Origin of the sequence: Paractinoplanes hotanensis, assembly GCF_023717965.1 — a bacterium.
GTDB lineage: Bacteria > Actinomycetota > Actinomycetes > Mycobacteriales > Micromonosporaceae > Actinoplanes > Actinoplanes polyasparticus.
The window spans coordinates 283,730-310,649 of sequence record NZ_JAMQOL010000003.1; the positions used below are offsets into that span (position 1 = coordinate 283,730).

Consider the following 26,920-nt stretch of genomic DNA (forward strand, 5'->3'; position numbering starts at 1 on the left):
GGCAGGACGACACGGCAACCACCTGATCGGATATAACAGTGATCACCAAACGGGCGGAGGTGAATCATGTCGGCGGACGCCGCGGCGCTCATCGTGTGCGAGAGCCTGGTTCGCATCTACCAGACCGGGCCGGTCGAGGTGCAGGCGCTGCAGGGGCTCGACCTGGTGGTCGACAAGGGCGAGATGGTCGCCGTCGTCGGGGCCTCCGGCTCGGGCAAGTCGACGCTGCTGTCGATCCTGGCCGGGGTCGACGCGCCGACCGCGGGGCGGGCCCGGGTCGAGCAGTGGGACCTGCTGACCATGTCACGGGCCGACCGGGTGCGATACCGGCGGCACACCGTCGGCTTCGTCAGGCAGCAGACGGCCAGCAACCTGATCCCGTACCTGACCGCGCAGCAGATGGTCGACCTGCCGATGACCGCCGCCCGCACCCCGGCCCGCGAGCGCCGCCAGCGATCAGCCGACCTGCTCGAGGCGCTCGGCGTCGGCGCCCTGGCCGGGCGGCGGCCCGGTGAGCTCTCGGGCGGGCAGCAGATGCGCGTGGCCATCGCGGTCGCCCTGGCCAACCAGCCGCACGTGCTGCTGGCCGACGAACCCACCGGCGAGCTCGACACGGCCACCTCGGCCGAGGTGTTCGGCGCGCTGCGCGACGTCAACCGCGACCTCGGCGTCACCGTCGTCGTGGTCACCCACGATCCCGCGGTCAGCGGTCAGGTCGAGCGCACGGTGTCCATTCGCGACGGCCGGACGAGCAGCGAGGTGTTGCGCCGCACGGCCACCGCCGACGACGGCGGCACGCATGTCATAGCCGAGGAGTACGCCGTGATGGACCGGGCCGGGCGCATCCAGGTGCCCCGCGACTACCGCGAGGCGCTCGCCCTGACCCGGCGGGTGCGGCTGGCCCTGGAGCCCGACCACATCACGATCCGGCCCGACGCATGATCGCCTGCACCGAGCGGCACTCAACCGGGGGCACAGCATGACGGGCGCGCTGCTGACGGTACGCGGGGTGAACCGCACCTTCGGCTCCGGAGCGGCCGCCGTGCACGCCTTGCGGGACGTGTCGTTCGACGTCGAGCCGGGCACGATGGTGGCCCTGGTCGGCCGGTCCGGATCGGGCAAGACCACCCTGCTCAACGTGATCGGCGGGCTCGACCGGCCCGACGCGGGCTCGGTCGTGGTCGACGGGCTCGAGGTCACCGGCCTCGATGAGGACGGCCTGTCCCAGCTGCGCCGCGACAAGGTCTCGTACGTGTTCCAGACGTTCGGCCTGATCCCGGTGCTCTCGGCGGCCGAGAACGTGGGCGTGCCGCTGCGGCTGGCCCGGTCCGAGCCGGCCGAGCGCGAGCGCCGCGTCAACCTGCTGCTCGACCTGGTGGGCCTGGCCGATCACGCCCAGCAGCGGCCCGGTGAGCTGTCCGGCGGCCAGCAGCAACGCGTGGCCATCGCCCGCGCCCTGGCCGCCTCGCCCCGGCTGCTGATCGCCGACGAGCCCACCGGCCAGCTCGACGCCGAGACCGGGCTGGCCGTCATGGGGCTGCTGCGCGGGGTGGTCGAGTCCGAGGGCGTGACCGCCGTGGTGGCCACGCACGACCCGGTGATGATGGCGCTGGCCGACCGGGTCATCCAGATCAGCGACGGCCGAGTCCCCGCGTGCTGAGGTTGGTCGCCCGGCGGGCACGGGCGCACTGGCCGCTGCTGGCCTCGCTGCTCACGATCCTGGTCGTCGGCGCGACGCTGCTGGGCACGAGCACGCTGCTGGTCACCCGCACCTCGGAGCGAGCGGTGGAGGTCTCGGCCGCGCGGGCCGACCCGGAGGACGTCACCGTCACCGCCTACGTCGGTGCTGTGGCCGCCGCGAACGCCCGCTCGGTCGCCGCCGACTCCCGGGACGTGCTGCTCGCGGCGGTCGCGCCGTTCACCGCGACCACCGCCACCCGCGCCTCGGGAGCGCTGCGCCGGCTGCCGTTGGCCGACGGGGAGTCGGACGGCGTCGAGGGCGGCGGTTACCTGTCCTCGGTCGAGGACCTGCCGGCGCGGTCCGCGCTGATCACCGGCCGCTGGCCGCGGGCCGCGACCACGGAGGCCGCGGTTCTGCAGAGCACCGCCCGGCTGCTGGGCCTGAAGGTCGGCGACCGGGTGCGGCTCGGGCCCGAGCTGGGTCGCTCGCCCAACGGCCCGGTCGCGGTGACCGTGGTCGCCATCGTCCGGCCCCTCCCGGACTCCGGCTGGGACCGCGATCCCCTGGGCGGCAACGGGTTCGACCCCGACCCGCTGGAGAGCACCTCAGCCCGCCAGATCCACGCGTACGGGCCGTTCCTGGTCGACCTGAACACCCTGCTCTCCGGGCGGAACGCGCTCAGCCGGATCGAGGTGACCGCGCGCCCCGACCTGTCGGCGCCCACCGAGCGGGGCCTCAACGAGCTCACCGCCTCGCTGCTCGGGGCCAACCGCAAGCTGGAGGGCACGCTCGGGGAGCGTGTCGAGATCCAGCGCGTCTCGTCGCCGCTCCCCCAGCTGCTGCTCGACGCCCGTGACCAGCAGCAGCTCACCTCGGGGGCGGTGCTGGCGCTGGCCCTGATCGGCCTGGTGCTGACGGCCATCGCGCTCACCCTGGCCGGACGGCTGACCACCGGGGTGCGTACCACCGAATTCGATCTGCTGGCCGCCCTGGGCACGAGCCGGGGGCAGTTCACCGCCGTCGCCGTGACCGAGGCGGGCGCGATCGCGGCGCTCGCCGTCGCGCTGTCGGTGCCCCTGTCGTCGTTGCTGTTCGCCGGGCTGACCCACCTGCCTCCGCTGGCCGGCGCGGGGCTCGGCGCTCCCGTGACCGTCACCTGGACGCAGGTGCTGGTGGTGGCCGCCGGCGCCGTGGCCCTGGCCGCCCTGCACGTCGCGCTGTCGACCCGGCCCGCGGCCGATCCCGGGGACCGCCGCCGGCACCGCGAACTGCTCGCCCGCTCCGGGCTCGACCTGCTGCTGCTGGCGCTGGCCGCGGTCGGCTGGTGGCAGCTGCGGGCCCAGCCGGCGGCGGCCGGATCGCGCGCCGACGCCGTCCGGATCCTCGCCCCCGCCCTGATCCTGACCGCCGGTTCGGCGCTGCTGCTGCGTGCCCTGCCACCCCTGCTGCGCGGCGCCGAACGGCTGGCCGGGCGGTCCCGCGGCTTCACACTCTCGCTGGCCGCCGCCGGAGCCGCCCGCCGCCCGCAGGCCCTCGCCGCCGGGCTGCTGATCTGCCTGGGCTGCGCGGCCGCGACGTTCGGCACGGCGTTCGGCTCGACCTGGCAGACCTCACAGCGCGAGCAGGCCGACCTCGCGGTGGGCACCGACCTCGCCATCTCGCTCACCACGGCGCCCGTCACCGGCCAGAGCGCCCGGGTCGCGGCGGCCACGGGCGGCGTGATCAGCCCGGTCGCCCGGCAGAACATCGTGGTCGGCCAGTGGCTCGGCGGCCCGGAATCCGCGCCCCAGCTCGTCGCGATCGACACGCGGCAGGCCGGGTCGCTGCTGCGCGGCCGGGCCGGGCCGGAGGCCGGGTGGGCCGGGGTCACCCGTACGCTCGTCCCACCGTCCCCGGTGACCGGTGTCGCCCTGCCCCGGGGCAGCTCCCCGGCCGTCACCGGCACGGCCACCGGCGACCGGCCGATCGCCGTCACCCCGCACCTGATGCTCCAGGACGACACCGGCCTGCGGACGACCTGCGACGGCGACCCGGTCCCGCTCGACGGCCGGGCCCACGCGGTGACGGGCTGTGTGCCGGTCACCGGGCTGCGGCTGGTCGGCGTCACGCTGTCGGTCCTGGGCGAGTCCGGCATCCAGCACGTGAGCGCGATCGACGCGACCGTGACGCTGCCCGAGGCGCCCGCTTCGGCCTGGACCGTCCGGTCGGCCGCGCCGGAGTCCAACCAGCTCAGCGATGCGAAGGTCGAAGCGGACGGCCCTCGGCTGCGCCTGAGCGCCGTCGCGAGCTTCGCCGACACCACCCCGTCGACCCGGGTGCTGGTCGCCACGGCCTTCGCCGATCCCGGACCGGTGCCGGTCGTCGTCTCGGAGCGGTTCGCGGCCGAGGTCGGCGCCCGGCGCGGCTCCGAGATCACCTTCGCCGTCGACCAGACACCCGTGCACGCCACCGTCGCCGCGATCGTGGCCGAGGTGCCGTCGGCGCCCGGCGCGGCCGCGCTGCTCACCGATGTCGACCTGCTGAGCCGGGCCCTGGCCGTCCGCGGCAACGTGGACTCGCCGGTGACGGCCTGGTGGGTCGGGCGCCCGGCCCGCACCGACGTCGGCGACCTGCGGCTGGGCACCGTCACCACCCGCGCGGCCGAGACCGAGCGGCTGACCGGCAGCCCGCTGCGCGCCTCCTTCCCGGCTGTCCTGCGCGTCCTGGTCGTGGCCGCGGCCGTCCTGCTCCTGGGCGGCGTCCTGCTGCAGGTCACCTGCGACATGCAGCTGCGCTCGGTCGAGGTGGCCCGGCTGCGCGGCCTGGGCGTCTCGCGGCGGGGCATCCGGGCCGCGCTGCTGGGCGAGCAGGCCGCTGTCGTGCTGCCGCTGCTGGTGGCCGGGGCCGGCGTCGGCGCGCTGACCACCTGGCTGGTGGCGCCGCTGCTGATCCGTTCGGACACCGGCGCGGCCGCTGTGCCGGTCGCGGTCGCGTACTGGCCCTGGGCGGCCGAGATCCTGCTGCTCGCCGGGCTGGCCGGCGCCTGTGCCCTGGCCGCCGGGGTCGCGGTCCTGATCCAGGTCGGCCGGGCCGACGCCGCGCATCTGCGGGTGGCGTCATGACGGGCCTGCACTGGCCGAGCATCCGGGGCCGGGCCCGGGCCGACGCCGGCCCGCTGCTGCTGGTCGCCGTGGTGGTCGCCGTCGTGGCTGTGCTCGTCGGAGCCACCCCGCCGATGCTGCGCTCGACCTCCGACGAGGCCACCCGCGACGCCGTACGCCGGGCGGCCGACGACGCCGCCGTGCGGGTCGAGGCGGAGTGGCCGGACGACTACGGGCCGACCGGTGGCCGCCTGCGTGCCCCGCGGCTCGCCGACGACGTCGCCGGCCTGTCCTCCCTGGCCGCGAGTGACCTCGATCCCGCTCTGCGGTCCGCGCTGCGGCCCCCGGTGGCTACCGTTTCGAGCATCTCGATGGCTGTCACGGACGGCAGCGTGCAGCGCCGCCTGCAGCTCGAATATCTGCGCACCGAGTCCGGTGGCCCCGAGGTCACCTGGATCGCCGGGCGCGCCCCGGGGCCCTCGACCCGCGACCAGTTCGCCGAGATCCCGCTCAACGGCGCCCCGTGGCCGATGCAGATCGGGCTGTCCGAGGCCGACGCGGCCGTGCTCGACGCCCGCCCGGGCGACAGGATCCCGGTCCAGGACGAACGCCGGAACCCTTACAACGTCCGGGTCAGCGGCATCTTCCGGCCGGTCGACCCGGCCGATCCGGCCTGGCAGCTCGCGCCCTGGCTGCTGCAGCCGGCGGCGAACCGGGACGGCCTGGGCAGCACCCGCTTCGGGGGCCTGCTCTCGGACGAGTCGCTGCCCGACGCGCGGCTGGCCTTCCGGTCCGACCAGTTGCGCCGCAGCGTCCGCTTCGACGCCGACCCGGACCGGCTGACGTGGGAGTCCGCCCAGGCTCTGGCGTCCGCGGTGGCCACCCTCAAGGGGCAGTCGGCCGTCTCGGCCGAGCGCGACACCTCGCTCAAGTGGGCCACCCAGCTCGACAGCGTGCTGCGCGACCTGCGCGACCAGATCGCCACCGCCTCGGCCCAGGCCACCGTGCTGCTCCTCACGGTGCTGGCCGGAGCCCTGCTGGTGGTGAGCCTGACCGCCGACCTGCTGACCCGGCGCCGGGCGCGGTCGCTGACCACCGCCCGCGAGCGGGGCGCCTCGCTGCCCGCGATCGCCACCGAACTGGCCATCGAGTCGGTGGCCGTGGTCGTCCCGGCCGCCGCGCTCGGGCTGGCGCTGGCCGCCGCGCTCGCCGGCAGCGCCTCGGTGGCCTGGGTCTTGCCGTTCCTGCTGCTCACGGCCGCCGTCGGCCCCGTCTTCGGGACGCTCGCGGCCGCCCGCGCCACCCGCGACAAGCGGTCGCCGGCCAACCGCAGCGCGCGCCGGTGGGCTTCGCGCACCACGCTGCTGCGCCGGGTCGCCGTCGACGTCGCCGTGGTCGCCCTCGCCGTGGGCGCGCTGGTCGCGCTGCGGCAGCGAGGCATCGGATCGACCGACGAGGGCGACGTCGGTCTGCCCGCCGCCGCTCCGACCCTCGGCGCGCTCGCCGCCGCTCTGCTCCTCATGCGCCTGCTGCCTCGCGGCACCGGCGGCGCCCTGCGGCTGGCCCTGCGGTCCCGGCGCCCCCTGGTGCTCTTCGTTGCCGCCCGGGCCGCCGCGACCGCGTCCCGGCTGCTGCCCGCGCTCACCGTCACGGCCGCGATCGCGCTCGCCTCGTTCGCGGTCACGCTGCACGCCACCACCGACCGAGGGCTGTCGGACGGCGCCTGGCAGGCGGTCGGCGCCGACGCCCGGCTCACCGTGGGCTCCGAGGCCGCCGGCTCCACCGTCGCGATCGCCGGACAGGTCGCCGCCGCGCGCGGGGTCAGCGCGGTGGTCACGGCCCGGGTCGTCGAGAGCGAGCGGTTCATCGCCGACCAGACCTCGATCGTGGCCCGCCTGGTCGTCGTCGACACCGCGGCCTTCCGGCGGCTGCTGGCGGCCACTCCCCTGCCCGGGCTGCCGGACCCGGCCGGGCTGGCCGCGACGAACGACGGCACCGTACCCGCGCTGGTGCGCACGGGCGACGGCAGCCTGCGGCCCGGCACGCAGTTCCGGCTGCCGCTGCGGACCAACAGCGCCATCCCGATGGCCGCGATCGGCGCGGCCCCGGCCGTCGGCAACGGCGACGACGTGATCGTGGTGGATGTCGCCACGGCCCGGGCGGCGGGGCTGGAATCCGCGCCGAACACGGTGTGGGCGACCGGCCCCGGCGCGGCCGAGGCGTTCCGGGCCACCGGCGCCGACGGGCGGCTGACGACCCGGGCCGAAGTGCTCGAAGAGCGTCGCACGGCTCCGCTGACCGCCGGTCTGGTCCGGCTGCAGCTGATCGCGGCCGGGGCGCTGCTCGCGCTCGGGCTGCTCGGCTTCGCGCTCGCGGCGGCGGCCAGCGCGCCCGAGCGGTGGGAGACCCTGGCCCGGTTGCGCACGCTGGGGCTGCGGCCGCGCGACGCGCACCGGGTGGCAGCGGGCGAGCTGCTGCCGGTCGCCGTGGTCGCCGTGGTCTTCGGGCCGCTGCTGGGGGCGTTGCTCGCCCGGCTCACCGTGGAGCCGCTGGCTCTGAGCGTGCTTACCGGCCAGGTGGCCGTGCCGGTGACGGTCGTGCCGTGGTGGACGGCCGAACTGGTGACCCTGGTGGCGTTCACGGCGGTGCTCTCGGCCGTGGTGGCCACGGAGTCGTCCGTACGAAGGAAGCGAAGGCTCGGCGACGTGCTGCGCGTGTCGTCCTAGCGGTTGCCCATCGGCGGCGGTCAGCCGCTCGTGAGCCGCTCACGGGACTCGCCGATCAGCCGGGCCGCGTCCGCCTCGGGCACCGGGCACGAGAAATAGAAACCCTGAGCCCGCTCGCAACCCAGCTCGCGCAGCAGTTCCACCTGCTCGGCGGTCTCGACGCCCTCGGCGATCGTGCCCAGCCGCAACCCGGCGGCCAGGTCGACGATCGCCTTGACCACGACGCGGGCGGCCGGGTCCGGCATCCCCGGCGCGGGCATGAACGAGCGGTCGATCTTGACGTGGTCGATCGGCAGGTCGCGCAGGTACGCCAGCGACGAGTACCCGGTGCCGAAGTCGTCCACCGCCACCCGCACGCCGTGGGTCCGCAGCATGCTCAGGTGGCTGATCGCCTGCTCGGTGACCAGGCCCGAGTCGACCAGGACGCCCTCGGTGATCTCCAGGATCAGCGCCTCCGGGGGCAGGCCCGACGAATCCAGCGCGTCCAGCACCATCAGGCCGAAGCCGGGCTCCCGCAGCTGCCGCGGCGACACGTTGACCGAGACCACTGTGCCGTGCCGTCGGTGCCAGCCGGCCACCACCCGGCACGACTCACGCAGCACCCAGGCGCCGATCGGCACGATCAGCCCGCTGTCCTCCGAGATGCCGATGAACCGGTCCGGCAGCACCATCGCCTCGCCGGGCGGCTGCCACCGGATCAGCGCCTCGACGCCGGCGATGTGCTCGTCGGCCAGCCGGATCAGCGGTTGGTAGAACACGAGGAACTCGTCGCGGGTGAGGGCCTCGCGCAGCCGCTCGACCGTCCGGGCCGCCTCGAGCCGCCGCTCGCGCAACTGCTCGTCGTACAGCACGAACTGGTTCCGCCCGGCCTCCTTGGCCGCATGCAGCGCCAGGTAGGCGTCCCGCGCGACATCCGCCGCCCGGCGGCCGTCCTCGAACTCGCGCAGCCCCATGCTGACCGTCGCGAACAGCTCGTGTCCCGGCACCGGCAGCGGGCGCCGCATGGCCACCAGCACCCGCTCGGCGGTGGCCCAGGCGTCCGTCAGCGAGGCGCCCTCGAGCAGCGCGGCGAACTCGTCGCTGTGCAGCCGCGCCACCAGCGCGCCGTCGAACAGGGCACGCAGCCGGGCCGACACCTCGACGAGCAGGTCGTCGCCGACGGCGTGCCCGAACCGGTCGTTGACGTCCTTGAAGCCGTCCAGGTCGAGCAGCAGCAACGCGCCGGGCCGGTCGCTCCCGAGGGCGGCGGCGAGCCGGTCGTGCAGCACGGTCCGGCCCGGCAGACCGGTCAGCACGTCGTGCTCGGAGCGGAACCGCAGCTCCCGCTGCAGCTCGGCCTGATTGTGCAGGGCCTGCTCGAGGTCACGGGCGCGCTGGGCGGCCACCCCGTTGAGCTGGCGCATGCGTTGCACGACCAGCGCCGACGTGCAGGCCGTGGCGATCATCGGCACGACCACGTCGAGGCTGCCCAGGGTGCCCGCCAGGCCCTCGCGCAGCAGGAAGAGACCGGTGAGGACCGGTGTCGCGACCACGGTGCCGACGTAGATCCTGGTCGCGCCGTGCCGGCTCAGCGAGTCCTGGCCCGCCGGGAGGGGTACCGTCCGCTTCATCGACGGGTGCAGGGCGGCCACGGTGAGCAGGCCGTTGCCGACGACCCAGCCGACGATGCTCACCTCGGTCGGGAAGCCGGCGCCGCTGCCCACCGTCAGGTAGGCGGTATCGGCGGTCAGCCGCACCCCGCAGGACACCGCGACCAGCCAGTACGACACCGACCGGGAGTCGCTGAGCAGCAGCAGGCGTACGCCGAAGGTCAGCAGCACCAGGTCGAGGAACGGCTCCACCAGCAGGTAGGCCTGGCTGTGGATGAGGCCGGTGTCGATGAGCGCCGGGTCGACGAACACCATCCACCAGATCACCGCGGCGCCGGACGCGATGATCGCGCTCTCGGTCAAGCCGATCGTCGCCGCACCCCGCCGCCCGTGGTTGGGCAACAGGGCCACGCCCGCACACAGGATCGGGTAGGTGATCCCGTAGATGACATTGATGGCGAAGCCACCGGTCGCCACCGCCGGGGGAAACAGGGTCGCGACGATGACGTTGCCGGCCAGCGCCAGCCCGACCGAGGCGAAGATCAGCCACCAGCCCCGCGCGAACCGCGGCCGGTGCAGCCGCACCCCACCGGCGACGGCCGCCAGCACCAGGGTTGCGCTGGCCAGCATGAGCAGAGCCAGCCCATCGAACGACGACACCCGGAACCCGACAGCGACGAGCACCAGCGTGACGACCACGCCGGCCCACATGAAAAGCGCCGCGCGGCCACCAGGCAGCCGCGCCGACTCGTCCCCCACAGTCTTCACCCTCGCAGAACGCGTGCCCCGTTGTTCTGAAAAGGCGTTTCAGCGCCGCTCAAGGCGTCGCACACCCCGGATGTCGCGCGTCCTGTTCCGCCGGCTCGGCAACCGCCTCGGGGAGGCCGACACGCTGGAAAGCCTCGCCCGGCTGCACACCCGGCTGGGCCGCCCGGAACTGACCGCCCGGTCAGCGGCCGGGACGCTCCCGGCGGACCGTCGGACGGCGGCCGCGGATGGTGGCCTGGGACAGTGCCTTGATGACGCGTTCGGCCGCCGAGTCGGGCACCTCGACCAGCGAGAAGCGGTCGGTGATCTGGATCGCGCCGATCTCGCGGGCGGGCAGCCCGGACTCGCCGGCGATGGCGCCGACCAGGTCTTGCGGGCGCAGCCCGACGCGGCGGCCGAGACCGACGAACAGGCGGGTCACCCCCGAGTCGGTGGGCCGCTGCCGGGTCTCCTTGTCGCGGCGGGCCGGGGCCGGCGACGGGATCTCCGGCTCGTCGACATCACCGCCGGCCGCCTCGTGCAGCAGCTTCACCGCGGCCAGGGCGACGTTCTCGATGTCGTAGTCGTCGGTCAGCGAGTCGATCACCACGCGGAAACGCTCGAGGCCGTCGTCCTCGAGGGCGGCCTGCAACGAGGCGCGCGTCAGTTCGAGCCGGCGCGCGCGCAGGTCGGTCACCGTGGGCAGCCGCTCGATCGGGATCCGGCGGCCGATCAGGCGCTCGATGGCCTTGAGCATGCGCTGCTCACGCGGTTCGGCCAGGGTGATCGCGACGCCCTCGCGCCCGGCCCGGCCGACCCGGCCGATCCGGTGCACGTACGCCTCGGGCGCGGACGGCACATTGAAGTTGATCACGTGGGTGAGCTGTTCGACGTCGAGCCCACGGGCGGCGACGTCGGTCGCCACGAGCAGTTCGGTGCTGCCGCCGCGCAGCCGGCCCATCACCCGGTCACGCTGGTCCTGGCTCATCCCGCCGTGCAGGGCCTCGGCCCGGTAACCACGCCCGTTGAGCGCCTCGGTGACCTGGTCGACCTCTTCGCGCGTACGGCAGAAGACGATCGCCGCCGTGGGCGCCTCGACGTCGAGGATCCGGCCGAGCGCGGCCGCCTTGTGCGGACGGCCCACGATGTACGCGCTCTGGCGCACCAGCGGCATCTCGCCCGGCGCGGAGTCCTCCCGGCCCATCCGGATCCGGACCGGCTCGCGCAGGTGGCGGCGGGCGATGGCGTCGATCCGCGGCGGCATGGTGGCCGAGAACAGCACGGTCTGCCGTTCGTCCGGGGTCTCGGCCAGGATCGCCTCGATGTCCTCGGCGAAGCCCATGTCGAGCATCTCGTCGGCCTCGTCGAGCACCACGGTCCGCACGTCGCTGAGGTCGAGGGTGCCGCGGCTGATGTGGTCGAGCACGCGACCGGGCGTGCCCACCACGACCTGCACGCCGCGCTGCAGGGCCTGCAGCTGCCGTCCGATCGGCTGGCCACCGTAGACCGGCAGCACGCGGACATTCAGCTCGCGCCCGTACCGGTGGACCGCCTGGGAGACCTGCTCGGCCAGCTCACGGGTCGGCACGAGGGCCAGCGCCTGCGGCCCGGCTGTCCGGTCGCCGGTGAGCGACTGCAGGATCGGCAGCGCGAACGCCGCGGTCTTGCCGGTGCCGGTGGCAGCCTGCCCCACCAGATCGTGCCCGGCCAGCACGGGCGGGATCGCCTCGCGCTGAATCGGGGTGGGCTCTTCATAGCCGAGGCTCAGGAGCGCGCGCAGCAGCTCCGGTCGAAGCCCCAATCCCGCGAAGCCAACCTCGGACTCGACCAGGTCTTCGTCCATGACGACAAGGATACGAGCCGGGAACTTCCGGGAATCCGGGCCCCGTGCCATACTGCGCAGCCATGGGCGTACATCGATATCTTGTGGTGCTGGCCCTGCTGGTCGGGGGCGGAGCGGGCTTGGGCGCGGCGGCAGCCCCGCAGGACCGGACGCTGCATCTCAGCGGGCCCGGGAGCGTCGCCGTCGGGCGGACCGCCGTCTTCACCATGCAGGCGTCCGACCAGGAGGCACTCGGTGTCGAGGCCACGCTGACGCTGCCGACCGGCGTCACCTACGTGTCGGCCGAGCCGGGCGCGGTGAACACGGTCGAAGGTGGCCGCAACTCCGGGCCGTGCATGGCCGAAGGGCCGGGCGTCAGGTTCTGCTGGCGGGCCTCGCCGCCCTACGGTTCGGCCGCCGTCGCACGCTTCGTTGACACGAGATGGCCGGGTGAGCGCCTGACCCGACCGGCGGTTGCTTCCGGAGAGCGGCGAACCTAGATTCCGGAGTATGCCCGGGCAGGGTTTTCGGCTGGAGACGGCGGTCGCCGACGTGTACGGCGACCTGCGGCTGGCGCCTGTGCTGCGGCGGCTCCTGCGGCACAGCGGGCGGCTGACCGGCTCCGCGGCGGGCAGCATCTCGCTGGTCGACGCGGCCCGTGGGCAGTACGTGAAGGCGGCCGAGATCGGGGCGCGGTGCCGGCTCGGGCAGCGGTTCCCGCTCGACGAGGGCGCGACCGGGCGGGCGTTCGACCGGCGGCGGCCGGTGGTCATCCCGGACTACGGGCGGCTGCGCGCGGGGCATCTGGCCGGCACCGATCCGGCCAGCCGGGGCGCGGCGGTGGCCGTGCCGATCTGGTGGCGGGGCGACGTCATCGCGGTCGACGTGGTGTTCGCGCCGGATGCCGGCGACTTCAGCGCGGGCGCGGTCGACGACCTGGAGGCTCTGGCCCAGACGGCGGCGGCCGCGATCGTCATGTCGGGACGGCACGACCCGTCGCTGGCCGCGCTGATCGCCCGGCGGGTGCCGGCCACGGTCACCGAGGCCGGCGCCGTGCGGCCCGTCTCGCCTGCGGTCGCCCGCATCGCCACCGACCTGGTCGCCGCCGCCGCGCGCGCTGCCGGGCAGGGGTCGCAGCAGCGGGTCGCGCTGGTCTACGGCGAGGACGGTCTGCGGCTGCTGGTGCAGCAGGAGGGCGGCCTGCGCGCGGACGAAGAGCTGCGCCGCGAGGGCGTCACGGTCGAGGAGGTGCCGGGCTGGGGTGTGCTGGTGCGCGCCGAATTCCCGTACGCGCTGGAACCGCCGCCCTTCTCGCCGCGCGAGGCCGAGGTGCTCACCCTGCTACGGGAGGGCCTGACCGACCGCGAGATCGCCGCACGCCTGGTGGTCTCGCCCAAGACGGTCGAGAAGCACGTCGCCGCCGTGCTGCGGAAAACCGGAACGACCCGGCGGACGGCAGCTGTGGTTCACGCCCTCGACAACGGGTGGATTCCCCCATACCGGTGACCGGCGCCACCGGCTTGACTGAGCCCCGTGCCCATCGTCGCGCTGAAGGACATCCTGGACCGTGCGCTCGCCGAGCGGTACGGCGTGGCCGCCATCAACATCATCAACGACCTCACCATCGACGCCGTCGTCGCGGCCGCCGCCGAGGAACGGGCGCCGGTCATCCTGCAGACCTCGGTCAAGACCGTCCGGCAGTACGGCCGGTGGCAGCTCCACGACATCGTCGAGGCGCTGGTCCGCGAGGCCGACGTGCCGGTCACGCTGCATCTCGACCACTGTCCCGACCGTACGGTGATCTCGGACTGCCTCGACGGCGGCTGGAACTCCGTGCTGTTCGACGCGCACGAGCTCGACGTCGCCGAGAACCTGCGGCAGACCACCGAGGTGGTGGCGGAGGCCCGCAAGACCGGCGCCCACGTCGAGGGCGAGATCGAGGGCATCCAGGGCGTCGAGGACGACGTCGGCTCCGACGACGCGCCGCGGGTGCAGAGCCTCGAGGTCGCGATCGACTTCATCGAACGTACGGGGGTCGACTGCTTCGCCCCGGCCATCGGCAACGCCCACGGCCAATACCGGCAGGCGCCCGTGCTCGACGCCCAGCGGATCACCGATCTGGTCGCGGCGACCGGCGTCCCGATGGCGCTGCACGGCGGCACTGGGCTCTCCGACGACCAGTTCACCGACCTGATCGCCCGGGGCTGCGCCAAGGTGAACATCTCGACCGCGCTCAAAGAGACGTTCATGAAGTCCGGCCTGGAATTCCTGCGCGAGACGGCCGAGCGCGACAAGTGGGATCCGCCGTCACTGTTCCGGCACCAACGAACAGCGGTGCTCGAGATGGCCCGGCGGCACATCCGGCTGTTCGGCGGATCGGGGCGGGCCTGGTGACCGCGCTGATCTTCGACTGTGACGGGGTTCTGGCCGACACCGAGCGCTACGGGCACCTGCCCGCTTTCAACGCCACCTTCGAGCAGTTCGGGCTGCCGGTGCGGTGGAGCGAGCAGGAGTACGGCCGGAAGCTGCGAATCGGCGGCGGCAAGGAACGGATGGCGAGCCTGTTCGACGACCCGGCGTTCGCCGCCGCGGCCGGCCCGGGTGATCGTACGGAAAAGCTCGTGGCCTGGCACAAGGCCAAGACGGCGGCTTTCCAGCAGCTCGTGGCGGACGGGAAGATTCCGGTCCGGCCAGGCATCAAGCGGATCATCGTGGGTGCGCTCGAGGCCGGCTGGACCGTCGCCGTCGCCTCCACCTCGGCCGAGGAATCCGTGCGGGCGGTGCTCGCGAACGCGGTCGGTTCCGCGGCGGCCGAGATCCCGGTCTTCGCCGGCGACGTGGTGCCGGCCAAGAAGCCCGACCCGGCCATCTACCAGCTCACCGTGCGGAACCTCGGCCTGAACCCGGCCGAGACGCTGGTCGTCGAGGACTCGCGCAACGGCCTGCTGGCCGCCACTCGGGCCGGGCTGGCCTGCGTGGTCACGGTGAACGACTACACCCGCGACGAGGAATTCGGCGAGGCGGTCCTGGTCGTCTCGGGACTGGGCGACCCCGGCCGTCCCCCGGTCGAGGTGCTGGCCAACCGCGGCGCGGCGCGGCCCGGGCTCCATCTCACGCTCGACGACCTGCGCGCCTGTCTGGGAGGGCCGGCATGACGATGCGGCAGACCGAGTTCGTCGTCCGGGTGATCGCCGAGACGGCCATCGAGAACGAGAAGTACTTCGGCGACCTGGACTCGGTGGTCGGCGACGGCGACTTCGGCTATTCGCTGGCCCGCGGCTTCGAGAAGCTGCTCGAGGGCTGGGACGACCTCGACCGCACCAACCCGGGAACGTTCCTCAAGAAGTGCGGCATCGTGATCACGTCGCGCATCGGCGGCACGTCCGGCCCGATCTGGGGCACCGGATTCCTCCGGGCCGGCGCAGCCGCCGGGGACGCGGCCGAGCTGACCGCCGGGCAGGTGGTCGCGATGCTCCGGGCCGCCATCGAGGGCATCAAGGCGCGCGGGCAGTCCGACGTCGGCGACAAGACGCTGCTCGACGCGCTGGCGCCGATGACCGACGCGCTGGCCGCCGGGGGTCTTCCGGCGGCGGCCGTCGCGGCGCGGGAGGCGGCCGACGCCACCGCGGAGATGGTCGCCAAGCGCGGCCGGGCGGCGTACACGGGCGAGCGCAGCCGCGGCTCGGTCGACGCCGGCGCCATGGCGGTGGCGGTGCTTGTCGAACGGATCAGCGAGACCTGGCCCCAGCAAGGAGACGCATCGTGAAGAAGTTCGTCAACGACCCCAAGAACTACGTGGCCGAGATGCTCGAGGGTGTCGCGCTGGCCAACCCCGGCGCCCTGCGCTACGTGCCCGCCTACAACCTGATCATGCGGTCGGACGCCCCGAACGACAACAAGGTGTCCATCGTGCAGGGTTCCGGCTCCGGGCACGAGCCGGCCCACGTGATGGCGGTGGGCAAGGGCATGCTCGACGCGGCCTGCCCCGGTGACGTGTTCGCCGCCCCGCCGATGGACTACGTCTACGAGACGGCGAAGCTGCTGTCCTCCCCCAAGGGCGTGCTGCTGCTGGTCAACAACTACACCGGCGACCGGATGGCGTTCGACATGGGCAAGGAGATGGCCGAGGCCGACGGCGTCCGCGCCGAGATCCTCACCGTCAACGACGACGTCGCTGTGCAGGACTCCACGTACACCGTGGGCCGGCGTGGCGTGGCCGGCAACTTCTTCGTCATCAAGGCCGTGGGCGCCGCCGCCGAGCAGGGCGCCGAGCTCGACGAGGTGATCCGGGTCGGGAAGAAGGTCAACGACGTCACCCGGACGATGGGGGTCGCGCTCACCGCCTGCACCCCGCCGGCCAAGGGCTCACCCCTGTTCGAGCTGGGCGCCGACGAGATCGAGTTCGGCGTCGGCATCCACGGCGAACCGGGCCGCGAACGCCGCAAGCTGAAGGACGCCGACGCGATCGTCGACGACCTGCTCGAGGCCGTGGTCACCGACCTGCCGTACGACCGGGGCGACCGCGTGGCCTTGATGATCAACGGCCTCGGCGGCACCCCGATCAGTGAGCTCTACATCCTCTTCCGCCGCGCCCACCAGCGGCTGGCCGACCGGGGCATCACCGTGGGCCGCAGCTACGTGAACGAGTACTGCACGTCGCTCGACATGGCCGGCGCCTCGCTGACCCTGGTCCGCCTGGACGACGAGATCGAAGGACTGCTGGCGGCGCCGGCGGAGGCCGCCGTCCGCGTCTTCTAGGCACCTATAGGGTTTCGTGCATGTCTGTGCCGCACGATCTCGACACGCTCCCGGACCCGTCCACGGCTGGGGACATCGACGAACTGGTCGAGCGGCTGCGGCGGCTGAAGGTGTGGGCGGGCGACCCTTCGTACGACAAGATCAAGAGCAGGGTCAACGCGGCCTGGACCGCCGAGGGGCGGCCCGCCGGGGAGCTGACGATCAAGTCGACCGTCGCCAACTGCTTCCTGCCGGGCCGCCGCCGCCTGAACACCGACCTCGTCCTGGCCGTGGTGCGGGCGCTGTGCCCCGACACGGGCTACGTGGCCCAGTGGCGCCAAGCGCTCCGGGTGCTCGCGGGTGAGGCCGAGGCGGTCTCGCAGGCCCGGGTGCAGGACAAGTTGCCCCAGGATCTGGTCGGATTCACCGGCCGCGAGGACGAGCTGGCCGAAGCCCTGCGGGCCGCCACGGGATCCGTCGTCATCACCGCGATCGAGGGCATGGCCGGCGTCGGCAAGACCCAGCTCGCCGTCCACGCCGGACACCGGCTGCTCCGGGACGACGCGTACGACCAGGTGCTGTTCGTCAACCTACGCGGCTTCCACCCCGACCCCGCGCAGCCGCCGGCCGACCCGGCCGCTGTGCTCGACGGCTTCCTCCGCCTGCTGGGCCTGCCCGGGCACCAGGTGCCGCACGGTCTGGCCGCCCGCACGGCGGCCTACCGCGAGCGGCTGACCGGCCGCCGGGCCCTGGTGGTGCTGGACAACGCCGCCACCGCCGAGCAGGTGCGGCCCCTGCTGGCCGAGCGGCCCGGCTGCCTCACCCTGATCACCAGCCGGCGCAGCCTCGTCGAGCTGCCGTCCGCCGGCCGGATCGCGGTCGACGTGTTCACCCCCGACGAGGCGGTCGCCTTCCTGGCCGGCGCCCTGCCCGAGGCGCCGGTGGGCCCGGATCCCACCGCCCTGGAACGGATCGCCCGCCGCTGCGGCCACCTGCCGCTGGCCCTGAGCCTGATCGCCGGGCACATCCGGGCCACCCCGAACTGGACCCTCACCGACCACGCCGACCGGCTCGACGAACGCCACGACGAGCGGCGCCTCGACTCCGGCGTCGAACTCGCCCTCCGGCTGTCCTACCAGCACCTGCCAGCCGCCCACCGGCAGCTCCTGCGGCTCGCCTCGCTGCACCCCGGGCAGGATTTCGACGCGTACGCCGCGGCCGCGCTGGCCGGCTCCGACCTGTCCACCGCCGAGGCGTCGCTGGCCCATCTGTGCCGCGACCACCTGCTGCAGGAGACGGCGCCCGGCCGGTATACCTTCCACGACCTGGTACGCGCCTACGCCGACGCCCGCGCCCGCGACGAGGACCCGCCGGCCGCCCGCCGCGCCGCCCTGACCCGGCTCTTCGACCACTATCTGGCCACCACCGCGGCCGCCATCAACGCCCTGCACCCGTCCGAGGCCCACCTGCACCCCACCATCGAGCCGTCCGGCAGCCCCGTCCCCGATGTGACCAGCCCCGGCGCGCCCGTCGCCTGGCTCGACGCGGAACGGCACACGCTGGTCGCGGTGGCCGTGCACACCGCGACCCACGGCTGGCCCAGCCACACGACCCGGTTGTCCGGCGTGCTGTTCCGCTACCTGATCGGCGGCGGCCACCACAGCGAGGCGCTCACCGCCTACACCAACGCCCATCACGCCGCCCTCGGCAGCGCGGACCTCGCCGGGCAGGCGGCCGCCCTGACCAACCTCGGCATCTCGTACCTCTACGCCGAGCAGTACGACCCGGCCGCCGACCACCTGCGGCGGGCCCTGGAGCTCTGGCGCCGGATCGGCCATCCCCGCAGCCAGGGCCGCGCGCTGTTCAGCCTGGCCGCCATCGAGGAACGGGCGAGCCGCTTCCAGTCCTCCGTCGACCTGCTGCGGGAATGCCTGGCCTGCTACCGCGAGGCCGGCGACGAGGTCAACGTGACCACGACCCTGGGCAGCCTGGCCGTCGCGCTCGACCGGCTGGGCCGCACCGACGAGGCGATGGAGGCCGGCCTGCAGGCGCTGGCCCAGGCCCGCAAGGTCGGGCACGAGCACGGCGAGGGTTACGCCCTGGACGTGGTGGCCAACATCGAGATGCGGGCGGGCCGGTACGAGCCGGCCCGCGACCACCTCGAGCAGTGCCTGGTGCTGCGCCGCCGGCTGCACAACCGCCTCGGCGAGGGCAGCGCCCTGGACAGCCTCGGCATGCTGCACACCCGTCTGGGTTCCCTGGACGAGGCGGCCGGCTGTTTCGACCGGGCGCTGGCGCTCTTCCGCGAGATCGGCAGCCAGGAGGGCCAGTGCTTCTCCCTCAACGGCCTCGGCGAGGTGGCCCTCGCGGCCGGCCGGCCCGCCGAGGCCCTCACCCGTCACACGGAGGCCCGCGCCATCGCCGTCACCATCGAGAACCGCTACCAGCAGGCCCGCGCGGTGACCGGCCTGGGTCACGCCCACCGTGCGTTGGGTGACGAGGCCGAGGCGCTGCTCCATTTCAAGCAGGCCCTTTCCCTGTACGAGGATCTGGGCGTGCCCGAGGCCGAGCAGGTGCGCACCCACCTGGGAGGGAAGGACACCATCTGACATTCGGACCGGCGTCACGCGGAGGGTGCCAAGCATCCTGATGTTGGTGGTTGTCATGCGTCGTCGGGCTCGACCCGGCTCGAAGCTGAAGTCCGTGCCCGGCGCTGGCGCTACGAGCCGAGCGGCTGGACGCAGAGGCGGGCGGTGAACGCGCTTCCGGGTCGAGACGTTCATCCTGCGTAGCGGTCCGCTTCGACGAGGTGTAAGACGAGGACGGCCGCCACGATCACGGTCGCCCGGCGGGGACAGCAGCGCAGCTCGGCGCCCTGAACGGCCGCAACACGGCAATGGCTGTATTGGACGACCTCAGCATTGGACGACCTCAGCGCCACCGCTCGGCAGGGGCGAGGACGTACTGCCGGAAGACGTACGGCCACGGCACCACCGCCAGGAAGATGACGACGAGAAGACACGAAAGCGTGTACCCCCACGTTTCGTCGTCCATCCGATCGGAGAGCCACGCGGGCAGCGCCACCGCGCTCAGCCAGATCAGCTTCCAGGCCGACTCGAACAGGAGCAGCGGGAGCATCTTCACGGGGTGGCGCAGGCCAACGAATGCCAGGAGAGATATCGCCGCCAGTATGCAGTAGACGATGCTCTCCATCCCTCTCCAGGACGAGTCGTGGTGCAGGACGGCAGGCCACGCCTCGATCGCGAGCCCGATCGCGAGGACGGAGTATCCGAAACGCAGCGCGTGTAGGCGCGGCAATGACACGTCGACATCTTCCACCAGGGTATTCGGGGTCATGGGCCAACGGTAGGAAGAACGTGGTCGACGCTCATCAGTGGAATTGCGGAGCCGGTACTGAGCTACCGTCGTCCTGTGGCCAACCGCAGTCGACGACCGGGCAACCTCCCCGCCGAGGCCACGAGCTTCGTCGGTCGCCGCCGTGAGCTGGCCGAGGCGAGGAAGAAGCTGGCCGACGGGCGTCTGGTGAGCCTGGTCGGGCCCGGTGGCGTGGGCAAGACGCGCCTCGCGGTCCGTCTCGCCGCCGATCTCGCCCGCGGGTTCCGGGACGGCGCGTGGCTGGTCGAACTCGGCAAGCTGCGCGATCCGTCGCTGGTTACCCACACCGCGATGGCGGCCCTCGACCTGCGCGACCAGGCCGCCTCCGAACCGCGTGAACTGCTGCTCCGGCATCTCCGCGACGCCGAGTTGCTGCTCGTCGTCGACAACTGCGAACACCTGATCGACGCCGCGGCCGAGTTGATCGGCGAGGTGCTCCGAGCGGCGCCGGCGGTTCGTGTGATCGCCACCAGCCAGGCGCCGCTCCGGGCTGCTGGGGAACACGTGCTGCCGGTGTCGCCGTTGTCGCTCCCGGCGGACGATCCGCTGGATCGTCTGCGCGAGAACGAGGCGGTTCGGCTCTTCGTCGAGCGCGCAGCGGCGGCATCGGGCGACTTCGAGCTCACCGACGCCAACCGGGCGGCTGTAGTGGACCTGTGCCGGCGCCTCGACGGATTGCCCCTGGCGATCGAGCTGGCGGCGGTCCGGACCCGGGCGCTCGACCCCGCACAGATCCTCGACCGGCTGCACGACCGGTTCGCGCTGCTCGCCCGTGGCACCAGGGCGACCCTGCCGCGCCACGAGACGCTGCGCACGACCCTCGAGTGGAGCTACGAACAGCTGACTTCGGCCGAACAGACGCTGTTGTCCCGGCTTTCGGTGTTCGCCGGCCGGTTCACGCTCGACGACGTCGAGGCGGTGTGCTGCTTCGGTGACGTGCCGGCGGCGCAGAGCGTCGAACTGGTGTCCTCGCTGGTCGACAAGTCGCTGCTGCAGCGAGAGCCCGCTGCGGGCACGGCGGTCTACCGCCTGCACGAGAGCATGCGCGAGTACGCCGGCTCGACGCGTTCCCCGGATGGCCTCCAACAGCGCTGGGCGGACCACTACCTGCAACGATGCGCACGATTCGGCGCCGAGGGCCGGTACCGGCTGGTGGAGTGGCTGACGTGGATCGAGCCGGAGATCGACAACGTCCGGGCTTTGCTGCGGGCGTTGTCCGACGACGTGCGCGGCGTCGCTCTGGCCACCAGCCTGATCTGGTACTGGATCACCCGCGCCACGACCGAGGGCGTCCGATGGCTCGACGAATTGGCTCCCGCGGCGTCGGCGCCGTGGACCTACTTCGCCCGGGGCTACCTGGCCGTGCTACAAAGCGACCCGGTCGTCGCCGTGCCGGTGCTGGAGCGTGGCGTGCTCGCCGCTCGCGGTGCCGGGCAGCCGGACGCCCTGTGCCAGCTGCTCGCGATGGCGGCGATCGCGGCGAACATGGCAGGCGACCGCCCGTCCGCCGAACGGCTGCTCGACGAAGCGGTAGCCCTGTCCGCCGACCGGGACGACGTCGGTGCCACGCTGATGGTGCACCAGGCGCGGACCCTCAACGCACTCGGAGACGGTGATCTCGACACTGCCAGTTCCGCGGCCGCCGACGGCACGCGGCTGAGTCGCCGGGCGGGCGATTTGTACAGTCTCACGATGATGCTGCTGAACCAGGGCTTCGCCGCCCTGCGCTCCGGTGACGCCGACGAGGCGGAGCGCCGGTTCGTCGAGGCGCTGCCGATCGCCCGCCGGATAGACGACCGGGTCGCGCAGTGTTATCTGCTCGGCGGCGTCGGCGCGTGCGCCGCATCGGTTCGCGACCCACAGCGTGCGGCCCAGCTGCTCGGGGCCATGGAAGGGCTGCGTGTCGAGGTGGGTGCGACCGTCAACAGTGGAATGGCGCCCGCGTTGTCGTCGGCGACCGCATCGGTGCGGGCCGCTCTCGGTCCGGCGCGCTTCGAGTCGTCGCTGCGCGACGGCCTGCGGATGAGCCGTGCCGACGCGCTGCGGCTGGCGCTGCGCGAGGTGGCTGCCCCGAGCCCGGACGGTCCGTTGCGACAGCGTGAGAAGGATGTCGCCGGGCTGGTGGCCGAAGGCCTGAGCAACAAGGACATCGGCGCGCGGCTGTTCATCTCCGAACGCACGGTCGAGAGCCACGTGCGCAACATCCTGAACAAGCTGGGCTTCCACTCGCGTACCCAGATCGCGAGCTGGGTCGCCACCCCCGAGAGCTACAGAGGTTGAAAAGCTGAGGCCGTTCGGCGTGTCTACGTGATCGATGTCGATGGGCTCGGTAGGCCGGAGGTGTGAGGTATCCGGCTGGTGGTGGCATGAAGCGTCAGCCCGGGTCCGGCGGGAGAAGGTCCGGATCCAGGCCGCGACCATGTTCGCAGAATCCAAGACGACTGCGCAGATAGCGTCTCGGCGTTGTCGGGAAGGAACGAGATGTGCCATGCATGCCAGGCACGCTAGGAATTCAACCCAGGTTGAGGTCAAGCTGTCCTCAGGAAATCGGATCGGCCCGGCGCAACAGCAGACGTCATATCCAGCCGCCGATCGCGCGGTACCTCGAGGACGCGCGGGCAGGCTCACTCTCCGACAACCTGACCGGCGATACGGTCCTGAGGCCGAACCCATCGGCGATGGAGCGGCTTCGCCTCGTCGGGTTCCGTCTCGATCAGACCCACCGCGAATGGGAAGAACCGCATCTCGTACCGCCGGCTGTCGTGCTGCTCAGCGACGGCGAGTTCGTCAAGAATCTCCAGTAGCCGGCTGCGCTGTTCGTCGGCCATCTCGGCGATGAGGCAGGCGGTGCCCTCCTGCAGATTTCCGGCCACCCACTCGTCGACATCTTCGTCCGAGCAGGTTTCGAGCCACCACGAGAAGTCCACCAGTAAGCCGGTGACGCGCTTCAGCACTTCCTCGTCCGGAGCGTCGAAGAGCAGCGGCCCGCGTGGCCCGGCCGGAAGTCGGCCGTTTACCCAGCCGAGATCCTGCTTGACGGAAGCCACAGCGTTCCGGTCGACCTGGTCCTCCGGGTAATCGCTCAACCACATGAAGGGGTCGGCGACATGCCGATGAAGCAGAAACACGGCTGAGCCTCGGGTCGTCGACGTCCACGGCTCGGGAGCGGCGTCCGGTCACGCCGCATTCCGGACTTCGCTCTGGCTAACGGCAGTTCACCGGCCAAGGGGCCGGAATTACGGGCGAGGTCGGGACCGGGAGCACCGATTATCATCGTCGCCCATGGCATCCACGAACGAGACGCCCGCGACGTTCCAGCCCCTACCAGGGCGTACGGCTGATCGATCGGCGTCCTATCACGACCTGCTACGGGCGCTGCTCGCACTCGTCGGTGCCGAATTTCCAGACGTCGACGAGCCCGGCGACCGCCTGTTCTGGCGGCACCGTGCACGGCGGTCGATCGGTGAAACCGTGACACGCCGGGCCAAACACCCGACCAGCGCTCACAGCACGTCTGACGAATGGTTCGAACTGCTGATCCGAGCAGCGGTGTACGAGCCGGATCCGAGCTTCAGCCGGCAGCTGGTCGGCCCCGCCATCGCCGCGTTCGGCCGCCGTCGTGTCCAGGTCGCGCTGCTGGACTACCTCGACACCGGTGCCCCGGCCGACGCGGCAGGCGCGGCCCGTGCCTGGTACTGGACCTCGGTAGGAGTCAGGTACCTACCGGGAACGACGACCATGACCCCAGAAAGCGCCGCTGAATTCGCGGAGGCCGGTGACCTGCGCGAGCGTTACCGCCTTACCGCATTGCGCCGCTTTCTGGCCGACGACGACCTCGACCTGCGCCGGTGCGTACTTCCGGGCCTCACCCTGGATCCACAGATGTACCCAAGCCAGATGCGCGACCAAGTCGCTCGAGCTGTTCAGATAGCCCGCACCTCCAACGACGATTACCTCCGACATCGAGTGGAGCTCCAGGCCAGGCACGAGGGATGACCGCCTCCGGCCGACGCGTCCGGATTTGCCGCCGACAAGGCGCGCTGACGGGCCGTGGGGGAGACAGCGGGTCCGTCGGGCCGCAGGTCAGCGAATGTGACAGAAGGACCGCTTGACTGGGGTGACGCGCACAGAACCCGACGGTGATGGCTGGTCCGTTATGTGAGAGTTGCGACATGAGGCGTCGATCTTGTTGGGGCATGCTGCTGGCCGTTGCGGTCGTGGCGGCCTTCCCCGCCCCGGCCCGAGCCGACGATGCCGGCCCGGTTTTCGGTGTCATCGCCTCGACGCAGGGCTCCCCGCCCGACACGCCGGAAGAGCACATCCGGCAGTACGACCGGCACCGCGCCAACTACGGCGGCCCGATCGGGATCCGCATCTTCTCCGGTGGCCGGCCCCCGTTGCCCACCGACAACAACCGGCCCGGCCGTCTGCTGGCGTGGGCCGCGAACGACCATCCCGAAGAGACGATCACCGTTTCGCACAAGACGCGGGACGACGCGCGCCTGCGCCGGCTGCTCGACTGGGCGCACGCCCGGAAGCTCCGGCTCTCGATCATCTATCGGCACGAGGCTCAGCCGGACTGGTTCCAGGACGGCCGGGAGGGTGCCCGGCCCGACGTCTACCGCGCTACCTACCGCGCCTACAAGGCCGTCATCCAGGCCCACCCCGGTCGCGAGCGGGTGACCCTCGAGAAGAACCTCATGTGGTTCTGGCAGTACCACCACGTCAAGACGAAGCCGGAGAGCGACTGGCGCCGGTACGTCGAGCGGAACGACCCTGCCGACGTGCTCTCGTGGGACACCTACTCGTTCCCGGGCATGCCGACCAGGCAGGGTCACTACGCCACCCCGCACGACTTCTTCCAGTACGCCCGCGACGCCTGGAACGAGTTCGGACTGCCGTGGGGTGTCGGCGAGATCGGCACCATCGTCCAGGACGGCGAGGGTAAGGGCGTCGAGCGGGCCTGGGACCGCAACGGCACGCGCTTCACCGCGTGGGTCGGGCGGATCGCCCGGGCCGCCCGCAACCCGGCCACGATCGACGCCAGCTACGCCGGGATGCCGCCGGCGCTGTTCGTCAAGTGGTGGGGCGCGCTGGACGCCGACGACCAGGATCTGAGCCTGGAACAGGTGCCCGCCGCGGCCGCCGTCTACCGCGGCCTGATGCGCCGCCGAGCGCCGCTGCCTTGATGGCGAGTGATCGGACCTCGCGCGGCGGGTGGTCCGGCGAACTCGGGAAGCGGCCGGAACGGGGCGCCCGGCGGATCCGGGTGGGTGAATCGGTCGTACGGAATAAGCAGCGCGAGGCGAGACGGCCTGGACCGTCCCGCCTCGCTTCGTCCCGCCTCGCTTCGTCCCGCCTCGCTTCGTTTCGCTCTGTCAGTTGTCGACCAGCTGCCAACTTTGGCCAGGGTCGGTCGCCGAGCAGGTCTGCTGGGTCAGGATGACGCCGGCCGTCTTGGAGCCGTCGGCGATGTCCAGGCACTTGCCGGTCGTCTTGTTGCGCAGGCGGGTCCAGCCGGCCGGGTCGGCGTCGATGGTCCACTGCTGCTCGCCGTGGGTGTTGTCGCCGCACGTCCACTGCAGGGAGCGCTGGCCCTCGGTGCTCGTGCCGCCGCCGATGGCCAGGCAGAAGCCGCTGCGGTCGTTGCGGATCTGGGCGTAGCCGCCGGCCTTCGCGGTGAGGTGGAACTCGGCGTGGTTGGCGTCGTTGCAGGTGGCCTGGACCAGGCCGGCGCCGTTGGTCAGGACGCCGTCGTTGCTCGCGCAGAGCTTGCTGTGCTGGTTGATCAGGCGCGTGCCCACGTTGCGGGTCGTGACCTTCCACTGCTGCTCGCGGTTGCCGGCGCCGCGGCACGGCCACTGAATCGCGATCTTGCCCGCCGTGGTCGAGGCGGCGCCCATGGCCAGGCACTGCTTGCTGTTGACGTTCTGCAGGGCGACGTAGCCGGTGCCGTCGGGGATCATGGCCCAGGTCTGCTCGAGGTGGGTGTCGCCGGCGCACGGCCACTGCAGCACTTCGGCGCCTTCCTCGGTCGAGCTGCCGCCGATGGCCATGCACTGACCGCTGTGGTCGTTGCGGATCTCGTAGGCCCCGCTCGGCCGCTGCCGCAGGCGCCAGTCCTGCTCGGTGCCGCCCTGGCAGCCCCACTGGATCGCGCGGGCCGCGTTCTCGGTCGAGCCGGCGTTGATGGCCAGGCACAGGTTGCTGTTGTCGTTCAGGATCGTGCTGACCTGGCGCTCGGGAAGGTACCGGCCGAACCAGGACCCGAGGTCGTCGACCCGGGTCTGTGAGCCGCCGCGGGTCGCGTCCTGCTCGGCGCCGAGGCAGCCGCCCTGACCGTCGGCGGCATGGGTGATCGCCACAAGCTGCACGGTGGTGCCGGACTCGCGCAGGCCGGGGCCGCCGGCGTCGCCCTTGCACGGCCCCACCTGGGCCGAGTCGGTCGCGGTGAGCGCCAGCGTGGCCGGAGCCACGGCATCGACGGTGAACGTGCCGAGATGCGGCCGGTCGGGAACCCAGTCGGACGCCGTACGGCCGAAGCCCGCGACCGTCAGCACCTCGCCGGCGGCCGGGGCCGTGGTGGCCAGGGCGACCGGAGCCACGTCGTTGACGGCCACGGCGAGCCGGACGAGGGCGACGTCACGGTCCGGGTGCGGCACGACGCGGACCACGGACACGGTCTGGCCGCCGGCCGCCTGCGACAGGTTGGGCCAGCCGATCAGGGCCGTCGTCTTCTTGCTGGGCGGCCCGTCGGCCACTACCTGACCGGACGGCCGGAAACAGGCCTTGGCGGTGACGACCCAGCGCGGCGCGACCAGGACAGCCGAGCAACTGGTGCTGCCCGCGACCCCCGGCGTCCCGAACTGGACCTTGGAAACAACCTTGTAGGCCTCCGCGGCGGGCACCGCCTCCGCCGCGGGCGACGGGCCGACGACCAGCAGCCCGACCGACGCGGCGACCAGGGCCGACGCGGCCGCCTTCCGCTTCCGGACAGACTTCCAGGCAGACAATGCAGACATGATGTGGTTCCCCCGTGTTCCGGGGACGCGGCCGCGACAGCGGCCGGCGTCCCGCGCCGACAACCAGACCCATGGGTGACCGAGAAGTCACGTCCATCGATCTGACCGAGGTCACCTTAC

19 protein-coding genes and 1 pseudogene are annotated in these 26,920 nt (G+C 72.6%); 14 read left to right on the forward strand and 6 right to left on the reverse strand.

All coding sequences use genetic code 11. The features are described from left to right. Nucleotides 1-66: 66 nt before the first annotated feature. Genes LXN57_RS03150 through LXN57_RS03165 form a run of 4 tightly spaced genes read left to right on the forward strand, consistent with a single transcriptional unit; the run spans nucleotide 67 to nucleotide 7,487 of the window. A complete protein-coding gene (locus LXN57_RS03150; protein WP_251796460.1) occupies nucleotides 67-942 on the forward strand; it encodes an ABC transporter ATP-binding protein in 876 nt (291 codons plus the stop codon). Nucleotides 943-979: 37 nt separating this feature from the next. Beyond that, on the forward strand, nucleotides 980-1,660 hold the full coding sequence (locus LXN57_RS03155; protein WP_251796461.1) for an ABC transporter ATP-binding protein: 681 nt from the start codon (nucleotides 980-982) through the stop codon (nucleotides 1,658-1,660). Beyond that, nucleotides 1,654-4,782, forward strand: coding sequence for an FtsX-like permease family protein (locus LXN57_RS03160; protein WP_251796462.1), 3,129 nt, complete (start codon nucleotides 1,654-1,656; stop codon nucleotides 4,780-4,782). The genes LXN57_RS03155 and LXN57_RS03160 overlap by 7 nt, the downstream gene beginning before the upstream one ends. After that, nucleotides 4,779-7,487 carry an FtsX-like permease family protein gene (locus tag LXN57_RS03165; RefSeq protein ID WP_251796463.1) on the forward strand — a complete coding sequence of 903 codons (2,709 nt, stop codon included), beginning with the start codon at nucleotides 4,779-4,781 and terminating at the stop codon, nucleotides 7,485-7,487. The genes LXN57_RS03160 and LXN57_RS03165 overlap by 4 nt, the downstream gene beginning before the upstream one ends. Before the next feature lie 20 nt (nucleotides 7,488-7,507). Here LXN57_RS03165 and LXN57_RS03170 read toward each other — a convergent pair whose 3' ends face one another. Together LXN57_RS03170 and LXN57_RS03175 are read right to left on the reverse strand one after the other, a co-directional pair. Beyond that, a complete protein-coding gene (locus LXN57_RS03170) occupies nucleotides 7,508-9,835 on the reverse strand; it encodes a putative bifunctional diguanylate cyclase/phosphodiesterase (protein ID WP_251796464.1) in 2,328 nt (775 codons plus the stop codon). A gap of 190 nt (nucleotides 9,836-10,025) precedes the next feature. After that, nucleotides 10,026-11,666, reverse strand: a complete 1,641-nt coding sequence (locus LXN57_RS03175; RefSeq protein ID WP_251796465.1) for a DEAD/DEAH box helicase — start codon at nucleotides 11,664-11,666, stop codon at nucleotides 10,026-10,028. A gap of 62 nt (nucleotides 11,667-11,728) precedes the next feature. Here LXN57_RS03175 and LXN57_RS03180 point away from each other — a divergent pair, with 62 nt between their 5' ends. The 7 genes from LXN57_RS03180 to LXN57_RS03210 are packed head-to-tail and all read left to right on the forward strand — an operon-like array spanning nucleotide 11,729 to nucleotide 18,991. After that, the gene (locus LXN57_RS03180; RefSeq protein ID WP_251796466.1) at nucleotides 11,729-12,145 is read left to right on the forward strand and encodes a DUF11 domain-containing protein; all 417 of its coding nucleotides are present in this window, start codon (nucleotides 11,729-11,731) and stop codon (nucleotides 12,143-12,145) included. 10 nt (nucleotides 12,146-12,155) lie between these two features. Further along, entirely contained in the window at nucleotides 12,156-13,151 is a 996-nt protein-coding gene (locus LXN57_RS03185; protein WP_251796467.1) for a LuxR C-terminal-related transcriptional regulator, read from the forward strand. 27 nt (nucleotides 13,152-13,178) lie between these two features. Further along, complete coding sequence (locus tag LXN57_RS03190) at nucleotides 13,179-14,039, forward strand: class II fructose-bisphosphate aldolase (protein WP_251796468.1); 861 nt, start codon at nucleotides 13,179-13,181, stop codon at nucleotides 14,037-14,039. Next, nucleotides 14,036-14,800, forward strand: a complete 765-nt coding sequence (locus tag LXN57_RS03195; RefSeq protein ID WP_251796469.1) for an HAD-IA family hydrolase — start codon at nucleotides 14,036-14,038, stop codon at nucleotides 14,798-14,800. The genes LXN57_RS03190 and LXN57_RS03195 overlap by 4 nt, the downstream gene beginning before the upstream one ends. After that, complete coding sequence (gene dhaL, locus LXN57_RS03200) at nucleotides 14,797-15,411, forward strand: dihydroxyacetone kinase subunit DhaL (protein WP_251796470.1); 615 nt, start codon at nucleotides 14,797-14,799, stop codon at nucleotides 15,409-15,411. The genes LXN57_RS03195 and dhaL overlap by 4 nt, the downstream gene beginning before the upstream one ends. Continuing rightward, a complete protein-coding gene (dhaK, locus tag LXN57_RS03205) occupies nucleotides 15,408-16,403 on the forward strand; it encodes a dihydroxyacetone kinase subunit DhaK (RefSeq protein WP_251796471.1) in 996 nt (331 codons plus the stop codon). Before dhaL ends, dhaK begins: the two co-directional genes overlap by 4 nt. A gap of 20 nt (nucleotides 16,404-16,423) precedes the next feature. Further along, on the forward strand, nucleotides 16,424-18,991 hold the full coding sequence (locus LXN57_RS03210) for a tetratricopeptide repeat protein (protein WP_251796472.1): 2,568 nt from the start codon (nucleotides 16,424-16,426) through the stop codon (nucleotides 18,989-18,991). A gap of 170 nt (nucleotides 18,992-19,161) precedes the next feature. Here the strand turns inward: LXN57_RS03210 and LXN57_RS03215 are convergent. Both LXN57_RS03215 and LXN57_RS03220 read right to left on the reverse strand, forming a co-directional pair. Beyond that, a pseudogene (locus LXN57_RS03215) lies at nucleotides 19,162-19,251 on the reverse strand (IS5/IS1182 family transposase); the annotation flags it as partial. A gap of 62 nt (nucleotides 19,252-19,313) precedes the next feature. After that, the gene (locus LXN57_RS03220) at nucleotides 19,314-19,739 is read right to left on the reverse strand and encodes a hypothetical protein (protein WP_251796473.1); all 426 of its coding nucleotides are present in this window, start codon (nucleotides 19,737-19,739) and stop codon (nucleotides 19,314-19,316) included. A 75-nt stretch (nucleotides 19,740-19,814) separates the two neighbouring features. Here LXN57_RS03220 and LXN57_RS03225 point away from each other — a divergent pair, with 75 nt between their 5' ends. Then, entirely contained in the window at nucleotides 19,815-22,058 is a 2,244-nt protein-coding gene (locus LXN57_RS03225) for a helix-turn-helix transcriptional regulator (protein WP_251796474.1), read from the forward strand. Nucleotides 22,059-22,402: 344 nt separating this feature from the next. On the opposite strand, the gene LXN57_RS03230 is transcribed toward LXN57_RS03225, so the two are convergent. After that, nucleotides 22,403-22,906: a hypothetical protein gene (locus LXN57_RS03230; RefSeq protein WP_251796475.1), complete on the reverse strand. Its 504-nt coding sequence runs from the start codon at nucleotides 22,904-22,906 to the stop codon at nucleotides 22,403-22,405. Nucleotides 22,907-23,060: 154 nt separating this feature from the next. Here LXN57_RS03230 and LXN57_RS03235 point away from each other — a divergent pair, with 154 nt between their 5' ends. Both LXN57_RS03235 and LXN57_RS03240 read left to right on the forward strand, forming a co-directional pair. Continuing rightward, nucleotides 23,061-23,774 carry a hypothetical protein gene (locus tag LXN57_RS03235; protein ID WP_251796476.1) on the forward strand — a complete coding sequence of 238 codons (714 nt, stop codon included), beginning with the start codon at nucleotides 23,061-23,063 and terminating at the stop codon, nucleotides 23,772-23,774. Nucleotides 23,775-23,974: 200 nt separating this feature from the next. Beyond that, nucleotides 23,975-24,967 (forward strand): hypothetical protein, encoded by a 993-nt coding sequence (locus LXN57_RS03240; protein ID WP_251796477.1) that lies wholly within the window; start codon nucleotides 23,975-23,977, stop codon nucleotides 24,965-24,967. Nucleotides 24,968-25,156: 189 nt separating this feature from the next. Here LXN57_RS03240 and LXN57_RS03245 read toward each other — a convergent pair whose 3' ends face one another. After that, complete coding sequence (locus tag LXN57_RS03245; protein WP_251796478.1) at nucleotides 25,157-26,800, reverse strand: RICIN domain-containing protein; 1,644 nt, start codon at nucleotides 26,798-26,800, stop codon at nucleotides 25,157-25,159. Between the last annotated feature and the right edge of the window lie 120 nt (nucleotides 26,801-26,920).

Coding starts and splice junctions, on each gene's coding strand:
- LXN57_RS03245 (WP_251796478.1), bottom strand. CDS start 26,800: ATGTCTGCATTGTCTGCCTGGAAGTCTGTCCGGAAGCGGAAGGCGGCC.
- LXN57_RS03235 (WP_251796476.1), top strand. CDS start 23,061: ATGGCATCCACGAACGAGACGCCCGCGACGTTCCAGCCCCTACCAGGG.
- LXN57_RS03180 (WP_251796466.1), top strand. CDS start 11,729: ATGGGCGTACATCGATATCTTGTGGTGCTGGCCCTGCTGGTCGGGGGC.
- LXN57_RS03210 (WP_251796472.1), top strand. CDS start 16,424: ATGTCTGTGCCGCACGATCTCGACACGCTCCCGGACCCGTCCACGGCT.
- LXN57_RS03175 (WP_251796465.1), bottom strand. CDS start 11,666: ATGGACGAAGACCTGGTCGAGTCCGAGGTTGGCTTCGCGGGATTGGGG.
- LXN57_RS03220 (WP_251796473.1), bottom strand. CDS start 19,739: ATGACCCCGAATACCCTGGTGGAAGATGTCGACGTGTCATTGCCGCGC.
- LXN57_RS03240 (WP_251796477.1), top strand. CDS start 23,975: ATGCTGCTGGCCGTTGCGGTCGTGGCGGCCTTCCCCGCCCCGGCCCGA.
- LXN57_RS03165 (WP_251796463.1), top strand. CDS start 4,779: ATGACGGGCCTGCACTGGCCGAGCATCCGGGGCCGGGCCCGGGCCGAC.
- LXN57_RS03185 (WP_251796467.1), top strand. CDS start 12,156: ATGCCCGGGCAGGGTTTTCGGCTGGAGACGGCGGTCGCCGACGTGTAC.
- LXN57_RS03155 (WP_251796461.1), top strand. CDS start 980: ATGACGGGCGCGCTGCTGACGGTACGCGGGGTGAACCGCACCTTCGGC.
- LXN57_RS03150 (WP_251796460.1), top strand. CDS start 67: ATGTCGGCGGACGCCGCGGCGCTCATCGTGTGCGAGAGCCTGGTTCGC.
- dhaL (WP_251796470.1), top strand. CDS start 14,797: ATGACGATGCGGCAGACCGAGTTCGTCGTCCGGGTGATCGCCGAGACG.